Source organism: Jiella marina, assembly GCF_024359545.1.
Lineage (GTDB): Bacteria > Pseudomonadota > Alphaproteobacteria > Rhizobiales > Rhizobiaceae > Jiella.
Genome location: NZ_JAKQZG010000002.1, coordinates 495,696 through 512,382, shown reverse-complemented (window position 1 = coordinate 512,382; position 16,687 = coordinate 495,696). Strand labels below are relative to the sequence as shown.

Here is a 16,687-nt window from a genome sequence, read left to right as displayed (position 1 = left end):
GGCGGAGCCGGGCAATGATCGTCGAACACGACGCTGCACATGGATATCCCGACGAAGAGGAAGAAAACTACTTTATTTCAATGACCGACATGATGGTCGGAATTCTCTTCATATTCATCATTATGCTGATGATATTTGCGCTAAATTTTCGCCAGAAAGCGGATGATCAGATCCAGATCACGCAGGAGCAGCTGAAGCGAATCCAGATCGTCGAAGAGGTTGCAGAGCAAATTAACCGGCTACAGGTGGAAGTGCGTCAGAACATAGCGGACCTGAGCCACGTCGAGCAAGTCCGCGGCCAACTGCTGGCCAAGATCCAAGAGCGCCTTGAGAAGGAAAACATCAAGGTCACGATTGACCAGAAGAATGGCGTGCTGCGTCTGAACGAGAACGCGGTGCGCTTCGCCGCCGACCGCTCCGACTTGACGGCCGAGGCTGCGAGAAACGTCGACGCAATCGCGCGGGCACTTGCTGCGACCTTGCCATCCTTCTCTGCCTGCGCGACAGACGGTCCGGCCGATTGCGACAATACCGACCAAACGAACATTGAGACAGTCTTTGTCGAGGGACACACGGATGTCACCGGCACGGACAATCGCAATTGGCAGCTTTCCACCGAGCGCGCCGTCAACACCTATCGTCGGCTGATTACGTCAGCTCCTGTCCTAAAAACATTGAAGAATAGCGAGGACCAGGAGATCCTTTCCGTTTCCGGTTATTCTTCGACCCGCCCAGCAGCTCTGACGCAGGACAGTGCGAGCTATGCGCGCAACAGGCGCATTGATCTGCGCTTCGTGATGGAGTCGGAGCGGCGCAAGCGCCTGGAGGCGGTGACCCAACTCCTGTCTCAGATGGAAGCACGCGTAGATCAACTGATACATACACCCGCAACCAATGCCGATCTGCCGATACGCGGGACGATGTCGCCATGAGTTCGTTCCGCGAGGCGCTGCGAGAGGTCTCGGTGCGACATGGAGGCCGCCCTGCGCCGCACCGTCGGGCGCAGATTGTGATGATCGCGGAAGACCTCCAACTGCCGGAGGGGGGGCAGAAGATCAACGATCGCGACTATGACGCGATCGCGGCCCGTGTAGCCTCTCGGCTGGCCGACGGCGGCCGGCTGACTGCGAACGAGGCGCGCGATGGGGCGTGGTGCCTTTGGGAGACGCAGACCCGGTTGGCCGCGTCTGAGATGACGCTTCTGCCGTTCCTGGAGCAGCTCTTCCAACTGCGGCGCAAGGCTGCCGTTCGGTCATTGGCCCTGTCGTATCTCTACAGCTTCCGGCCGAACCTGCCGGGCCTCGACGCAGTAGCCGGAACTTTGGCAAACTTAGTGGAACTTGCCGGTCGCCCGTTCGACGCGCTGCAGCGCGACTACGCGATATTCGATCCTTCCAAAGGTCCACGACGTGTCGCGGAGGAGGCCAAAAACAGCCAGACGCCACCAAGTGGACTATTGCAGTCGCTCGGTCTGAACGCTCTCTCGGTGCGGGCGGGGTTCGCGGAAGCCTGCGCCGGGCAAGCGTTGCGGCTTCTGGCTGACGAGGCGCAGCTCGCAGCGCTCGAACGGCTGAGCTTCGTCAAGGCAATCGCGCTCGATGAGAAGGACGAGTTGTTTTTCCCCAGCCATGGTCCGCAGGTCGCCAACGCGCTGCTGCTTCCCTTTGCGGCAAACCAGCCGTCAGAAGAAATTTGCGACCGTTACCTCGATCTGTTGATCGGCCTCTTCGGCGATCCGCGAACGAATGAAGGGCGCTGGGTCAACATGCCGGAAGCGGCTGAAATCGCGCGGAGATGGCTCACGCGCCAGGCGCTACGGCAGTTTCTGGATGTGGTGGACGCGGTCGCTCCTGATGCAATGTGGAGTTATCGAAGAACGTTTTGGGAGGCCGTGTACGACCGGAAACTCATCCAGACTGCATGGGTCGTCTTTGACTCTGCCGGTGTCGCCGAGGCACGGCGCCGATTCGGCAGCAAAGTACAGTTTGGGCGCTTCGAGAAAGGCGGCAGCATTCAAAGCGGTCACTCCGTCCTCCTCTTGAGGATCGGAAGGGCAGTCGTCGCCGAGTGGAGCCATAGCGGTATGTGTCGTTTGTGGAAAGACGCGGATCGCGAGGGTGCGCCAGTTCTCTACAGACGCTCCTACGCTGCCGATGAACTACGTTGGCCGACCCAGTATCAAGCGGAATTCGAGCAGCGCCACTACCCTCATTCCGGCCCGGGCGCATGGCAGCATAAGGTCGCCAATGCAATTTTTGACGCTGTGGGGGCGAGAATCCCCCAGGAAGAGTATCTCTGAGCGATGACCGTCCGCTTCACCCATGATCTGCGCTCCGACGGTGTTCTCATCACGGCTGACGAGAAACGCTTGCTTGGCCGCAAGCCGGTGATGGCCGGCGAGTGGATGGCGCTGCCTGCGCCGGTCGGCAATGCCGCGAAGACCCTTCACCGTCTGGTCAAGGAAGGCGATGCCCGCAGCGAGCACGACGGAATCTTCCTGCCGAACGAGACCGCATCTAGGCTGGCTCCGACCGTAGCCGATGCTCTCGCACTGCCGCCGCTCGCCAGCCTTTCGGCGACGCTATCCTTCGAGGGCAAGATGACCGACAGCGACGCCCGAATCCGGGTTCGCTGGTACGACGCCAATCTCTCGACGATCCGGATCGAGCGACGTGGCAGCTTCGCCGTATGGGGCGATAAGCGGGCGCGCTTGGTGCGCAGCGTCTTTGAGCTGATGGAGGCAATCGACGCTTACAACGCGTCGGTCGGCGGCGCCCCGGACGTGCGGATCGCGGCCTGGGGGCCGGTGCAGGCGGCGCTAAAGCGCACGACCGGCGAGACAATCCGGTCGGACGACAATTTTTTGAAGAGCCTGTCGGTCTATCAAGCGGGTGCCTTCGCTCTGGATGTCCGCGAGACGACGAACGGTCCAGACTTCGTGCCGGTCGTGATGGGCCGCGAGAAGGCAACGGTCGAGGAAGACGACGCCCCAATCGGCAAGGGAGCCGACGACGAGACGGTGCCCGGCGCCCGCCGTGACCAGGTGGACGACGCTCTTCTGCCGCCCGATCTCCAGAGGCGCTTCGTCAACGACTTCTTCTCGCAAGAGGCCCGCACACGCGACGGCTACGTCCTCGCCCGCAACACCTATCTCGTCGTTGACGAAGACCTGAAAGGCGCCCTCGACGTCGTGCGAGAGAAGCGCCGGGCTCCGGCGGCGGAACGGCGAGCCTTTGTTCGAAATCCGCGGCCGGCGATCGCGCAATCGTTGGGCGAAGGGCGAGAATCCGTTGCCGGCGCGCTTTTCGTGGAGACGGCGCAATATTCCGAGCGGGTCCTTGGCCTCGGCGTGTGGCAGCCGCCGGCGCTGCCCTGGCTGAAGAATAAGGCCGGCCAGTGGTTGCCCGAGAGCTTTCCTTTAAGGATTGGCGACCGCACGATTGAGATGAACCGCGACCGATTCGAGGCAATCACTAAGGATGTCGCCGAGGCAAAGGCAGCGGAGAAGGGCGAAATCCTGCTGGAAGACGTCCCGACACCGGTAGCGGCTGTCGAGGAGGCGCTGTCCGCATTCCAGCGGCCCGAGCCGGCTTCGGCCACGCCGGCTATCGAGGAGGAAGAGCCCGGCGACGACGGCGCGCGGGAGACGGAGGCCGCCACAGCCCCGCAGCACGTGCCGAAAACCGACCGAGAAGTACTGCTCATCTCGCAGAACCTTGAAGGCGTGGACTACGAAGTCGCCTGGCCGAAGCGCGAAGCGGCGACTGCCGGTGAGTTTCCGTTGGATGATCTCGCCCGGACCCAGCCGAAGCCGCATCAGGTTGATGGATTCGACTGGCTGGTAGACGCTTGGAAAGCCGGCTGGCCGGGCGTACTGCTGGCCGACGACATGGGGCTCGGCAAGACCTTTCAGGCCCTCGCCTTCCTTGCCTGGGTGCGCAAGAACCGCATGCGGCTCGGCCTGAACGAGGGCGCGGCCAAAGAGCCGATCCTGGTGGTCGCGCCGACGGCGCTGCTGCGGAACTGGGCCGAAGAGAGCGAGCGGCACCTCGCGCCCGGAGCCTTGGGGACGCGGATCGACGCCTTTGGCTCCGGCCTGCGGCGGCTAAAGGCCGAGAAGCGCCCGGACCTGACGCCGGAGGACGCACTCGACGTCCAGCGTATCCGCGAGGCTGATTGGGTGCTCACCACCTATGAGACGCTTGCCAACTATCACCGCGCCTTCGCCCGCGTCGCCTTCTCGGTTGCCGTGTTTGACGAGGCGCAGAAGATCAAGGCGCCCGGAGCGATCAACACACAGTCCGCCAAGGCGATGAACGCCGATTTCGTCCTCGCATTGACGGGAACGCCGATCGAAAACCGGCTAACCGATCTCTGGTGCATCATGGATCGCGTCGTGCCAGGCTATCTCGGCGAGTTGAAGAGCTTCGCCAAAACCTATGAGGAAGGTGGCCCTGCGGAACTCGAAGAGCTGAAAGCCCGGCTCGATCGCCCGAGCCCAGCGACGCCTGCGGTGCTCCTTCGGCGCATGAAGGCGGATATCCTGACTGGCCTGCCCGCCAAGACGGTCGAAGCGAGCCGTATAGCCATGCCCCCTGCTCAGGCGGAAGCCTATGAAAAGGCCGTCGCGGCGGCACGCATGGGCGAGCGCAAGCAAAGCGACATGTTGAAGGCGATCCACGCCTTTCGGGGTATCTCGCTCCATCCCGATGGGACAGATGGGCTCGACCCGCTGGACCCACGATCGGTGGACGCCTGGATCGCCCGCTCGGCGCGGATGGCGCACACCGTTACCTGCCTCGAGAATATCGCTGCGCGCAAGGAGAAGGTGCTGGTCTTCTTGGAAGACCGGGCAGTGCAGTCGGCTTTCGCCAGCGCGATCGCGACGCGGTTTAAGCTGCCGGCCGAGCCGGAGATCATCAACGGTGCCGTCCCCGGCGACAGGCGGCTGGAGATCGTCGACCGCTTCCAGGCCGGGCCGTCGGGCTTCAGCCTCCTCGTTCTCTCACCTAAGGCAGCCGGCGTTGGCCTGACGATCACCGCGGCGAACCACGTCATTCACCTGTCGCGCTGGTGGAACCCCGCCGTCGAAGACCAGTGCAACGACCGAGTTTACCGCATCGGCCAGGAAAGACCGGTGACGATCCACGTGCCAATCGCGACGCATCCCGGCTTTGGCGATGCCACCTTCGACGTTACGCTCGACGCGCTTCTGGAGAAGAAGCGCAGCCTCTCCCGCCACATGCTGATGCCTCCGGTCGAGGACGGCGACCTTGATGCGCTGTTTGGCAGCGCCGTGGACGGACGGGCCATGGCGGCGTGAAGTGCTCCCGCCACAGGTTCTGGCGATGGCGTAAAACGCGAACGCGATCACCGCTGATCGACGACTCCGCACCCATCCCGAGCATTGAAGCGTTACTGCTGATCTCCCGAAAACGGACATCGGAGTGAATAGCTTTAGAGCCGCCGCGATTGGAGGACTGATCGGTACGTCCCCTTCTGGACACTACGTCGACCAAGCTGCACTTTGTTCATGCCGCCGAAATTGGTGTCGTGAACGACTTGGAGGGCGGAAGTTTGAGTCTGGCCGGGCTTGATGCGCCGAGGCCAAGAGGAGAGCGTTTGGTAAGCCAACAGCGCCAGAGCTCAATTTAGCCACCTACTATGACCAAAGCGCCGAGATCTGTTAGTATGCTGTGCCCATAATAGCAGTCTGTAACTCGGCGAAGGGACTTGACCCACAAATTTCTGTTCGCTCGGCGCGTTTCGAAGCCGATTTAAACGCAGTAAAAAGTACATTCGGCCGAAACACATCGTCGATCAATTTATGTAGCGCGAGGCAGCTGATCTCTCGCGAGCAATTCGCGCAATCGCGTTTTTAGGTAAGGCCAGCGTTCGCGGAGCTGCGGCATTGCGTCAGACGCGGCTTTACCGATTCCACTTGCCAGAAGTGGCCCGACATCGCGGTGGCTGAGGCCGACCTCGGAAAGCACAAGTGCTGTCTCAGCTTCCCGATCTCTTTCGCGAAGGCATCGCGCCGCCGATAACAAATGTTCGAGGGCGATCTCGCGCGGGCCGGGCTCGGATATGTGTCTTATGGTCCCTAGCAGCGACCTCCATTCAGCTATCTCGATCGGCAATGCGGCTCGCGCCTTGACGATTTCTTTAAGTAGAAAATCGGCCTTTTCTACACCAAACCGCCCCGCGATCGATTCGATCTCTCCAAGAACCGCGCGGAGGGCGGTGGCGCTTACTCTCGCGCAAAGCGGCTTGACGATGAACTCGAAAATCCAGCTTTTCGGCTCGCCAAGTCGCTCGACCCGGTTTTGAAATGTGTCGATGGCTTCTCGCCAGCGAGACGCTGGCCAAGTTTCGGCGATGTCGACCAGTGTCGCATTATGAAATGCATCGCTCAGCGCCATCGCGTCGACCGCGCTCAACGCACCATGCGGATCTACACGTGCTAAAGTCCGGACGGCAAGCCGGATTTGCCAAAGATCTTCAGGAACCATGCCATCTGTGAGATCATCGTCGTCGGCTGCCGTTCGGGCGAACCGTGTTTGGGCGAAGCTTGCGAGAAACTCAGCCGGCCTCTCAACCGCGTCGCATCCAGACAAGACCCGGTCAATCAGAGTACTATTGTCTTTAGCGAGAGCACTTAGAAAATCAGCACGTCCTCGGTCCTCAAATTCGAGCGCGAACGCCAAGGCGACATCGAGATTCCAAAATATTGGAAGCGTTTTTGGTTCGATATCCAAGAGAGCCGCGAGGAGAGCATCGGCCGCGTTCTTCGCGTCCTTGTACCGCTCACTGTCGCCGAGGAATGCTCTTGCGAGCGATTGAAGTTCGGTGAATGTCGCATGGGGCAACACGAGCCGCAGAGCCTCGGCGGGATCACGGCTTATGAAGGCCCTGCTGAACCGACGCCTGAGGTCGTGCGACCAGATCGTCTCGCCCTGGATGACAATTCCAATATCCGCCGGCACAGCCTCAATGGCCCGCGCCGCCCGTAGTCTATCCAGGGCCGCGCCACTGCTAATGGCTTTTTCGAGCAATGCTACCGCGCGCTCGGTCGGATTCTCGGCATCTTCCGACGCTTGACCGACAATGCCAGTTTCAACATGATCGACGATATAACGGAAGGTTTCACCGTCGACGAACCTGCTCAGATGACACAGAAGATCTTCAACCCGCCCCACACCGCTTCTTCGCATCGCGATCGCGATGATTCCAGCCAAAGCTGCCTGGGTGCCAGTATTCTGGGGCTCGACCACATCAAAAAGACGAACGGCCGCGATCGGATCGCGGTCGGCAATAATCTTCGCCGCAGCGATTTTGCCCCAATGGTTAGCTGCCTCGGGAAAGACCGATTGTGAGATAACCGAAAGATACTCGTCGATGCCTCTGTAAGCAGCTCCTGTTGCTACCCCTTCGGCGGCTTGGCCCAATGAAAATCCGTAGTACCAGTATTTTTGCGCAAACTCGCGAAATGCGACAATCTTGTCTTGGCCTAGCCAAGCGAAGAAAAGGCCCAGCGGCTTGCCTGCATTGGATTTTAGTTCAGGAAAATCGGTGTCCGTAGCCAGTGCCGCCAACAAGACGTCGGCGAAGACACGCAGATCCTTCACCGCGGACGGGTCGCGAGGCATCGCTCGCGCGTCGAAGGTCGCAAGTTGTGGAAGAACCGTTCTTAAGTGTGGGCTCGGCCACGCGAGCATTTTCGAGGATATCGCGGCCACGTCGTAAGTCGGTCGCCAACCGCGTGTCGTCGTGACATTGGTTTGGCATCGATCGCTCATCCAGGCGAAGGCAAGCATCACTTGGATCTGACAGTACGGGTCCATGACTCGCTCGACTGCGAGCGAGGCCAGGGAAGGATCTGCGGCCGCGAAATCACCCGCTAGCGACAATCCATAAGGTTCAGGCCAGCGATTGCCAAAGAGATCGCCCGCGCGCTCCCAAGCACAGACCACGTCGCACTGAGGCGAGGCGAGGTACGCTGAGAGGACACGTTCGCGCGCTTGATCGCGTCCCAATTCAATTTTTTCGCCGCCAACCCATTGAAGCTCAGTCTTGAACTCCGCCACGATATTGAGCGCCCGATCGAGATCATGGTGGGCGATACCTTCCGCTGCAGCCAAGAGGGTGGCTTGGCGGTAGTGCTCGGCGGCAAGGGCATGCTCTGCTCCCTCTGGAAGCTCGGCGAGACGTCGGCAAGCATCCACGCTGAGGTGGCGCGGTTCACTTCCGATCGCTTGATTCCGCAGGAACGGCAGTGCCTGCTCCGGTGCGATTGTCGACAAAGCATCGAGGAAGGCGTCGCCTAACCCCACGCGGCTTTCGGCCGGAGCGCGGTTCAATAGGTCGAGGGCGGCTTGGTACTCGCCTAACGCCGCCAGCGCACCGATATACGACGTGAGTTCACTAGCCGCGTGATGCAGTGAAGCATTTGCGGCATCGTCCTGTCGCAAGGCAAGAGCCGATGCCTCTGCGACACGCCCCATAGCGGCGAGCAAGGACGTGGAGGCCGCCTCGACTTGCATAGCGGATTTCTGATTCCAAAGCTGTACCAGGAGGGTGAGAAAAAAGGATAATTCCACCGCGCCACGTGATGCGACAACTGCCAACGCCCGCCGGAAATCCGCGCCAAGTTCATGTGCCTGATGCCCGATCTGGAAGCGCGCTGACACATATTCGCCCGAGAGTATCGCCCAAAGGCTGGCAGAGAAACTCTCTCCCTCAACGGCAAGGATGTGATGAATTAGATGTCGAAGGGTATAGGGCGACGTTTCGCTCCAAGCGATCCCCTTACCCTTCGGCAGCGCCCAATCGATGAACCGTTGGTGCTGTTCCTCCTCCGGACACCAAAATGGCCCGGAATCCCGTTTATTCAGCAAGAATTCCGCGAATGTCGCGTGATAGACGCTCCAGCGATCCTCCTCGTCGACTCGAAGATACTGCCGAACAAGTCCGAGCCGGGCGTGTACGACGCTTAGCGGCAGCTTGGTTACGCGCGCGAGCTCCTCTTCGGAAAGGGGACCGCGCGCGACTGCGAGGGCCCCCAGCAAGCGGCCTAACTGTTCTGGCCATGCGTCTCGAAGGTGGTCTGGAAGCTGATCAAGAAATCCTAGATAAAAACCACCAAGAGTTGTTGGCAATTGATCGACCATCGGCGCGTCGATCCGACCGCTATACCCAACAAGTGCATCGATGGTGCAGGCTGCCACGAGAAAATTGCCTTTGGAACGTTCGACCAAGGCCAAAGACAGATCCTCGAGACTCCAGGTTTCGATGACGCGCGCACCCAAACGCTTGCTTTCAAGGCATTCATCGACGAAGTGCCTGATCGAATGCTCCGTCGACAATTCCGACAAGTCGATCGGATTCGGGTCGAGCCTGAAAGATTGCGTGAAGGGGGTTCCCGTCCGCGATGTCACCAAAATGCGAAGGCGTGAAGGCAGCTCGCCCAACTTCTTGAGGAGTTTGGCGACGCCGGTCTCTGCTGGTTCATCGGGGGCGTCCACGAGGATGAGCCAGATTGGTCCCGGCCCCTCGAGCGCAACTCTCAGCGGGCGAGTAAACAGGTCTTCGAGGAAGTCTTCAGGCTCGTCACCCCTAATAATGAACTTGACGGCTGTCACGTCCGAGCCAGGCGAATTGATGATTTCTTGGTCGACTTTGAGATCGAACGGTCGGCGTCGCCTAGCCCGGTCGAGCGAAGCGGCGCGAAAGGCTGAATCATAATCGGACAATTTCTGCGCAATGTGTTCGAGGAACCTAACATCACTGCCAGACGCCGCACTGTTTCGCGAACAGAAATGCGCCGCCGCCACGACTGCCAGGCTGTCTCCGTCCGCACCAGCAATGGATCCAGCCGCGCAAAGCATTTTGGCCCAGCTGGTCTTTCCTGAGCCGGGAGCACCTCGGATATGTATATACTGATCGCGGGAGTTATTCAGTCGGCTGAGAAGCGCCGCGTCAATCTCTTCCCGGACGACGAGCGGTGCGACCGCCTGGCCAGCGTCCGACATCAGCCAAAAGTATCGATCTCGTCGATGCCGGTGACCGTCTTCACGTTTTCCGCCTTCTGCCTGACGTTGATTCTTCCGCGCAGCACCTCGCGAATGCGCGCGCCCGTCAATTCCTCGCCATCCACTATATCCTGATCGATATTGAGTTCGGGGGCGTCATCGTTCTCGAGAATAGCCTTGACCAACTCGGCGAACTTCGCGTCGGTTGCCATCTCTACGGCTAAGGCGGACTGCAGATCAGCCTTCGCTGACTCCTCACCCGTCGCGAGATTCGCGAGCCGATCCTCCGCCTCTGGCTTTCCTTGCCAGCGCCGATAGAGCAACTCTAGCAGCTTCTCGCCAACAGCGAGCGTTTTCTTTCCAACCTCTTCACCGGCGGATTCACCGACCTTTGTCAGGAAGGGTGTCAAGGCAATTACTGCGGCGGATGCTATTGAAACTAAATCCATGAAGATTGCTCCGTTTGGTCGCTGCGTAATTAGCCGTGTTGGCGGAAAACTGAGAAGAGTGGTGCCCCCGAATTACTGGCATCACAAACCCTACTTTGCTGCCCTCGCCATCTGGATTGCCGAAACTGGAACTTTGGCCGGCGGACTTGAAACGACTTCTGAAATCGAACGCGGCACTATCGTTGCCGACTAATTCTATATTCAACCGCAATCCTCGCAAGAGTTTTTCAGGAATTGCACCGCCTCATTGATCATAACCTGCAGCCACCTCGTGCAAGCGCGATCCATGGGGTGAACAAAGGTGCAGTTTCAGGGCGGGCGGCCGTGCCCGAGAATGTCGCCATTCGCGGCGGCGGCTGACAAATTCCTTGGATCGGTCAAATGCCAGCTTTCCTCGTTCCGATGCTCCAAACCGGACATTCCGCAACCGGCCCCTGGCGGAGAGATACTCACCCCAACCCAGCCTCTTGCAAAAACGGCGACGGGCTCGCCACCTGATCCCCGATGCGGCCGGAGAGTGTGAGGATCAGGCGGCGCTTGGCGCGGGTCATGGCGACATAAAAGAGCCGCCGCTCGCTCTCGATATCGCGCTCGCTCTTGGCGCGGCGAAGCGGCCAGATGCCGTCGACGACGTCGAGCATGACCACCGTGTCGAACTCCTTGCCCTTGGCCCTCAGCGCGGTCATCAGATGCACCGGCCGGCGCCACAGCGCGTTGGCGTCGTCCTCCTTGTCCTCGCCGGGCAGGCGCACCAGCGTGTCCTTCGCCGTCTCAAGATCGTCGAGGAATCGCTGGAAGTCGTCGCCATAGGCTTCGGCGAATTCGGTGAGGTAGAGGAAGGGCGGATCGACCAGAAAGATGTCTTCCTGCGCCCGGCCGTAATCCTGCTGGAAGCCGCCGAAGAGGTCCTGCATCGCCTCAATCGCGGCGCGCACCGTCGGCGCGTGGACGAGCTTGCGCAGCGCCTGCGCGAAGGCGGCGCTGATCTTGCCGTCGTCGTTCTTGCCCTTCAGCGGTCCCTGATAGGCTTCTAGCGCGTCGATGACTTCGTCGTAGCTCTTCGGTCGGCCGTTGCGCAGGTGTTTCGCGAGCGCGTCCGCCTCGGCCCGCTTCAGCGGGAAGCGGCGCACCGAGTTGCAGAGCGTGACGATGTCCTCGACCATGGTCGGCAGGCGCATGCCGAGCGCCGCCATCGCCCGCGTGCGGATCGCGTGCAGCAGGCGGTCGAACGTGTCCGACAGGAAGACGTGCAGGTCCTCGGCTGCGCAAAAGGAGAGGCCCTCGCGCGCCATGATGATCTGGTAAGGGATCAGCTGCGCCCGCTTGCGCGATAGGACGGCGAGCTTGGCGCCGGGGACGTCACGCTCGATAAACGTGCGCACCTCGCGCATCACCGCGTCAGTCGCGGCGACGAAGCTCGCGTGTTCCAGGGTCTCGATTTCCGCGTCGCGCTCCAGGACCGGCGTCATAGTCTTCGGCTCTCGCCGCCGGTTGTGAGAGATCAACCGCGCGGAACTATCCACCAGATTGCGCGGGCAGCGGTAGTTTCGCTCCAGGATGTGGGTTGCGAATGGCCGGCCGAAATGCGCTTCCGGCTCCAGGATGTAGTCGGGCGTCGCGCCGCGCCATTCGAAGATCGCCTGATCATCGTCGCCGACTATGGTGATCCTTGCCTGATTCAGCGCTGCGATCTCGCGCACGAGGGCGAGGTCGAGCGGATTGATGTCTTGGAATTCGTCGACCAGGATGTGTGTGATCCGATCACCGGGCGCCGGACGGTTGCCCTCCGCCACCCGCCGCCGCGTGTCGAGGAAGCCGACATATTTTTGGTCTTCGAGCGTGAACGTCGCCTGCGCCGCCTGCAGTTCGCAAGCCTTGACCCAGAACGGCATTACCGTCTCGATGAAGGTCTCCAGCCGCTTGTCCGGCAGCACGCCATGCTCGGCGAGCTTCTCGATCAGCTGGTCGATATGCCGCGACAAGCCGAGCGCCTCCAGCGCGTCAAGCCGATCATTGGCATGGCGCATCGAGCCGTCCTCGTGATCGAAACCGAGGGATTTCAGTGTATCGAGCAACTCGGCGAGGATCTTCGGGAGCTTGTAGGTATGGTCGCGCAGGCCAGCCGCGATCGCCTCGTCCTCGGCCCAGGCCGCCTGCAGCGTATTCTTGACGAGGAGGGTGCGGTCACCGTCGCTTGTCATCAGCCGCGGATTGAGAAAGGTGCCGCGGATGACGCGGTTGCCCCAACCATTCAGGGTGACCACGTCGGCGCTGGCTGCGAGCCGCCTGAACTGTGGCGTAAACAGCCGCAGCCGCAGCTCGTCGCGGGCCGCACGGGTGAAGGTAACGATCAGGAATCGCGCGCTGCCCTCGCTGCGGCGGTAAAGCTCGGCGCAGCGCCACAGCAGCGAGTGCGTCTTCCCGCTGCCGGCCGGAGCGAGAAGACGGATGTCGCCGTCCTCGGCCTCGACGAAGCGACGCTGAAATTCGTCAAGTTCGGCTTCGGCAAGGCTGCCTGCAAGGCGAGCCAGCGTCTCGGGAATGGCTGTTTGGGTCAGATCCATGCTTTCGTCAGATCCTCCAGGAACTCCGAACCCGGCTCGATGCCGGATATGAACAGTCGGTCCCGTGCCCGGGTGGCGGCGACATAGAGGAGCTGGCGCTCGGTCGCCATCACCTCGTCGAGCTCGAACTCGTCGGCGACGTCGTCAATGCGGGCCGGCAGCGGCAGAACGTCCTCGTCGCATGCAACGACCGCCACAGCTCGAAATTCCAGCCCCTTGGCGAGATGCATGGTGCCGATGACAATGCCATCCACAACGCCGTCTCCTTGGATTGGAAGCCCCCCCGCTTCGGCGCAGGCACGCGCTCGCGCAAGCTCCTTTTCTGAGCGGACGAAAAGACCGATCTCGCCGGGTGCGATCCCATCGGCGGTCGCCGCTTTCAGGAATGCTGCTGCGGCCTTGGTCTCCGCCTCTTCGTCCTTTGCCAGAAAAAGCTGAGGCTCCGGCCCGTCAAAGACCGATACGGTCCCACCGCGCTCGTCCTCCAGTCCATCAACGTCGCGGACTGACTTTGGCAATAGCCGATCGGCCGCTCGCCGGATCTGGTGCGAGGTGCGATAGTTCACTTTCAAGGTCGCCGAGCGGCCGCGCACATCGACACCGAGCCCCTTCCAGGAGAAGGGCTGCTGGAAGATCCGTTGGCCGAGATCGCCGGCGAAGAACAGCGCGTCGCCCCGCACCGGCGCGATCGCGGCAAGGAAGCGCAACTCGGGCACACCAAGATCCTGCGCCTCGTCGACGATGATCGCATCGAAAGGCTTTTCAACTCTTTCGCCATAAAGCTCTGCAGCGTGGGCAAAGAGGCTCGCGGGCGTCAGAACACCCTGCCGATTCAGGCTTTCGCGAACTGCGGCGAACACCTGCCAAAGCCGCTCGCGTTGCCTCGCGCCGAGCCGGCTCTTGCGCCCCATGCGCGGCACTTCCGCATAGGCTTCGGCGCTCGTCACCCCCCATGCATCGACGACGTGTTCCCATTCCGACAGAAGGAACTGGGGCGAGAATTCCACAACGCCTGCGCTCTCTGCAGCCCGTGACAAGGCCGCTCGGATGATACCTGCGTCGGCTACACGTGGCGTCCGACCCGTCGCCAGCGTCACGAGATCGCGGGCGACAGCAGAGAAGGCGCCGATCGTCACGCGATCCGCCACATCGGGCCGATCGGAGGTGAGCAGGTCGAGCTTGGTGCCAAGCGCCCGGGCCAGCGGCTCCGAAAAGGTCGTGAGCAGAATCCTTGCCCTTGGTTCCCGCCGCAGATGCCGCATGACGCGGTGAAGCGCGACGACGGTCTTTCCCGTTCCAGCCGACCCGGCAACGCGAGCGGGGCCGGAGTAGTCGCGCTCGACGACCCCGCGCTGGGCTGGATGCAGGAACACCGTCCAGCGCTCGAACGGCGCGTCGAGAGCTGCGCGCAACTCATCGATGCCTTCCATGACCCGGAAGCGACGCAGGCTGTCGGGATGCTGCATAGGATCGGCGACCGGCGCTGCGGCCGGCTTCAAGATGCCGGTCGCCGCATAGTCGAGAAGCGCCTCGCCAGCCTCCGACGGCAGATGCCCGGCAAGCTGAAAGAAGCGTTCTTCGTCCGCTGCGGCAATGTCAGCCAACCAGTCGCGCGGCACACCGACCGAAAGCAGGTCGTCTTCCGAGAGGGCCGCGAAGAGTTTTGGCTGAGGTTCCGTCGACACCGAAGATGCCGTTGGTGACGAGCCGATATCGCTCCTCGTTGCGAGAGGAGAGCCTCCGCCGAACAACTCGGCCTGAACTGCGATCGGCGCGTCGATCTCCACGACCCGTTCGCGCACTTCGACGATCTGGAGCGCCCCCGTCTTTTCGTGCACCTCCATCCGTCGGCGCTCAGCCCATTTGTAGGCGTCGTCATGGTGGTCGACATAGACCAGCGCCAGGCTGTCCTTCAGCTTGTGCACAATGATGCGGATGTCGCGGCTGACGCGAACCGACCAGAAGTTCTCGTCCTTCGACTTGTCGATGCGGTGAAATTTCAGCCCTGGACCGGACGGGTCGGTCTGCAGATCGAAGACGGTGATCTTGACCTGCTTCTGCTCGTCATTAGTCAGCTTGCCGAGCGCGACCTGAAAGGTGTCGGAGAGGACGGTCGACATCAGCCTGATCGGCTTTCGAGGGTTATGAGGAGCGTTCGCGGGTCCTCCTTATGCACCCGCACGAAATCACCTTCCTTGGCGCCAGAGCGCGCGAAGAAGTCGCGAACCGGGCCTCGCGCGCGCAGGATCATTTTGTCGCCCGCAACATCCGTCTCGATCGTCTGTCCGGGGTCGAAGCGAACGGTGAACGGCCGGCCAAGATCTTGCTTGTTTCCGCCGCCGATGCCTCCGGCCGGAATCATGTCTGCCGCTGATCGCAGATAGAAATGACCATTGCGAATGTTTCCCCCGGACAGGCGTATCAGGAGTCCCGCCGCCAGCCCGGTCGCCTCGGTGCGTGCCGGCGGCTCGTTCAGGACAGGGTGATCCGATTTGTCAGTCCCCGCCTGCCGAGCCATTGGTTCGACGTCGCGGGTCGAATGCTCGGGCTGTGTCGCTGGTGTCGGCTCCCGATAGTTCGAGAGCTGCTCGGCGATCGCCCGTTGGACCGATTCTTGGAGCTTCACAAACGTCACTGCGCCGGATGGGTGGTCATATGGCACAGGCACCGAAAGCGGTCGGATGTCTTCCAGCACCCAGGGATAGACCCACCAGTTCCGGATCACCTCCGCCTGCATTTCGGAAGGGATCTGGTGCTTGTCGAAACTTGCCGCGTAGCCGGCCTCATCCAGCGGTCGCAACGACTCTGCAAGGCGCGCAATTCCGACGACTATGCCTGATCCCTGTCGGATCAGACCGATCGGGCCGCGGATCCCCGTTGGTTTCGAGCGCATCTCCCAGGTCTTCTTTCCGGACAGGATCCTTCCGATCCAAGGCTCACGGATAACAAGGGCTCTTTCTATCTGAGGTGTATGGAGGCGCATAAGTCGATTTCTCAAATGATCTCAATCAAGGTTCTCAAACTTCCAATGCTTTGTTGGATGAAGCGACCAAGCGGGCCTCTTACCTGTTTGCTTGAGAGGCGTGTCCCAACCTTTCCCAATTTGATCGATAGATCGCTTTGAACCCGCGTTTTTATTTAAAAGTGGATATTTTCCTCCTCCAATTTTATCTTGAAATCGATGCAGCATCAGATATTCAATGTGCTTGTAATAATCCTCACTTGTATTGTGAACGGGTTCAGTTAAGTAAAAATCGAAGTCCGCACCTGATAAGCTTCTCATAAATGAAAATAGACTTTTATTAAAATGGCTGTCCAATCGGGAAAATACATTCCCAATGCCGATATATATAATATTAGAGGGTCCTAAATCGTATTTTATACAAAACGGATCTGACAAGCAGATTACGTAAACACCCTGACTTATGTCCTTAATATCCCTCTCGTTACTGACCTCCCAAAACGTATCGCGCATATTTCGCAAAGCTTCTTTTATTGTTAATCGCTTTAATTCGTTTCGAACGCTTTTACTGTATTGGTCGTATATCGCTAAATCAAATCCCGCATTTCTTGAGGCAACGGCGAGGCTCTGATTTCGAATCTTCCACCACTTTACGTCTTTTTGCCTTGTCATCGGGCCTCA

Annotated in this window: 10 protein-coding genes; 4 read left to right on the top strand and 6 right to left on the bottom strand. The window is 60.4% G+C overall.

Features of this window, described 5'->3' with window-relative positions; genetic code table 11:
• Nucleotides 1–14 precede the first annotated feature (14 nt).
• Genes MF134_RS05850 through MF134_RS05840 form a run of 3 tightly spaced genes read left to right on the top strand, consistent with a single transcriptional unit; the run spans nucleotide 15 to nucleotide 5,323 of the window.
• Entirely contained in the window at nucleotides 15–932 is a 918-nt protein-coding gene (locus MF134_RS05850; protein ID WP_255338466.1) for an OmpA/MotB family protein, read from the top strand.
• The gene (locus MF134_RS05845; RefSeq protein ID WP_255338465.1) at nucleotides 929–2,299 is read left to right on the top strand and encodes an EH signature domain-containing protein; all 1,371 of its coding nucleotides are present in this window, start codon (nucleotides 929–931) and stop codon (nucleotides 2,297–2,299) included. The genes MF134_RS05850 and MF134_RS05845 overlap by 4 nt, the downstream gene beginning before the upstream one ends.
• A gap of 3 nt (nucleotides 2,300–2,302) precedes the next feature.
• Nucleotides 2,303–5,323 carry a DEAD/DEAH box helicase gene (locus MF134_RS05840; protein WP_255338464.1) on the top strand — a complete coding sequence of 1,007 codons (3,021 nt, stop codon included), beginning with the start codon at nucleotides 2,303–2,305 and terminating at the stop codon, nucleotides 5,321–5,323.
• Nucleotides 5,324–5,825: 502 nt separating this feature from the next.
• Here the strand turns inward: MF134_RS05840 and MF134_RS05835 are convergent.
• Together MF134_RS05835 and MF134_RS05830 are read right to left on the bottom strand one after the other, a co-directional pair.
• Nucleotides 5,826–10,031, bottom strand: a complete 4,206-nt coding sequence (locus MF134_RS05835; RefSeq protein WP_255338463.1) for a hypothetical protein — start codon at nucleotides 10,029–10,031, stop codon at nucleotides 5,826–5,828.
• The gene (locus MF134_RS05830; RefSeq protein ID WP_255338462.1) at nucleotides 10,031–10,480 is read right to left on the bottom strand and encodes a hypothetical protein; all 450 of its coding nucleotides are present in this window, start codon (nucleotides 10,478–10,480) and stop codon (nucleotides 10,031–10,033) included. Before MF134_RS05830 ends, MF134_RS05835 begins: the two co-directional genes overlap by 1 nt.
• Here MF134_RS05830 and MF134_RS05825 point away from each other — a divergent pair.
• Entirely contained in the window at nucleotides 10,479–10,673 is a 195-nt protein-coding gene (locus tag MF134_RS05825; protein WP_255338461.1) for a hypothetical protein, read from the top strand. The genes MF134_RS05830 and MF134_RS05825 overlap by 2 nt on opposite strands.
• 256 nt (nucleotides 10,674–10,929) lie before the next feature.
• Here the strand turns inward: MF134_RS05825 and MF134_RS05820 are convergent, their stop codons facing one another.
• Genes MF134_RS05820 through MF134_RS05805 form a run of 4 tightly spaced genes read right to left on the bottom strand, consistent with a single transcriptional unit; the run spans nucleotide 10,930 to nucleotide 16,678 of the window.
• The gene (locus tag MF134_RS05820; RefSeq protein WP_255338460.1) at nucleotides 10,930–13,044 is read right to left on the bottom strand and encodes a UvrD-helicase domain-containing protein; all 2,115 of its coding nucleotides are present in this window, start codon (nucleotides 13,042–13,044) and stop codon (nucleotides 10,930–10,932) included.
• Nucleotides 13,035–15,164, bottom strand: a complete 2,130-nt coding sequence (locus tag MF134_RS05815) for a 3'-5' exonuclease (RefSeq protein ID WP_255338459.1) — start codon at nucleotides 15,162–15,164, stop codon at nucleotides 13,035–13,037. The genes MF134_RS05820 and MF134_RS05815 overlap by 10 nt, the downstream gene beginning before the upstream one ends.
• Nucleotides 15,164–16,027, bottom strand: coding sequence for an ASCH domain-containing protein (locus tag MF134_RS05810; RefSeq protein WP_255338458.1), 864 nt, complete (start codon nucleotides 16,025–16,027; stop codon nucleotides 15,164–15,166). The genes MF134_RS05815 and MF134_RS05810 overlap by 1 nt, the downstream gene beginning before the upstream one ends.
• A 21-nt stretch (nucleotides 16,028–16,048) precedes the next feature.
• Nucleotides 16,049–16,678: a hypothetical protein gene (locus MF134_RS05805; protein WP_255338457.1), complete on the bottom strand. Its 630-nt coding sequence runs from the start codon at nucleotides 16,676–16,678 to the stop codon at nucleotides 16,049–16,051.
• Nucleotides 16,679–16,687 lie beyond the last annotated feature (9 nt).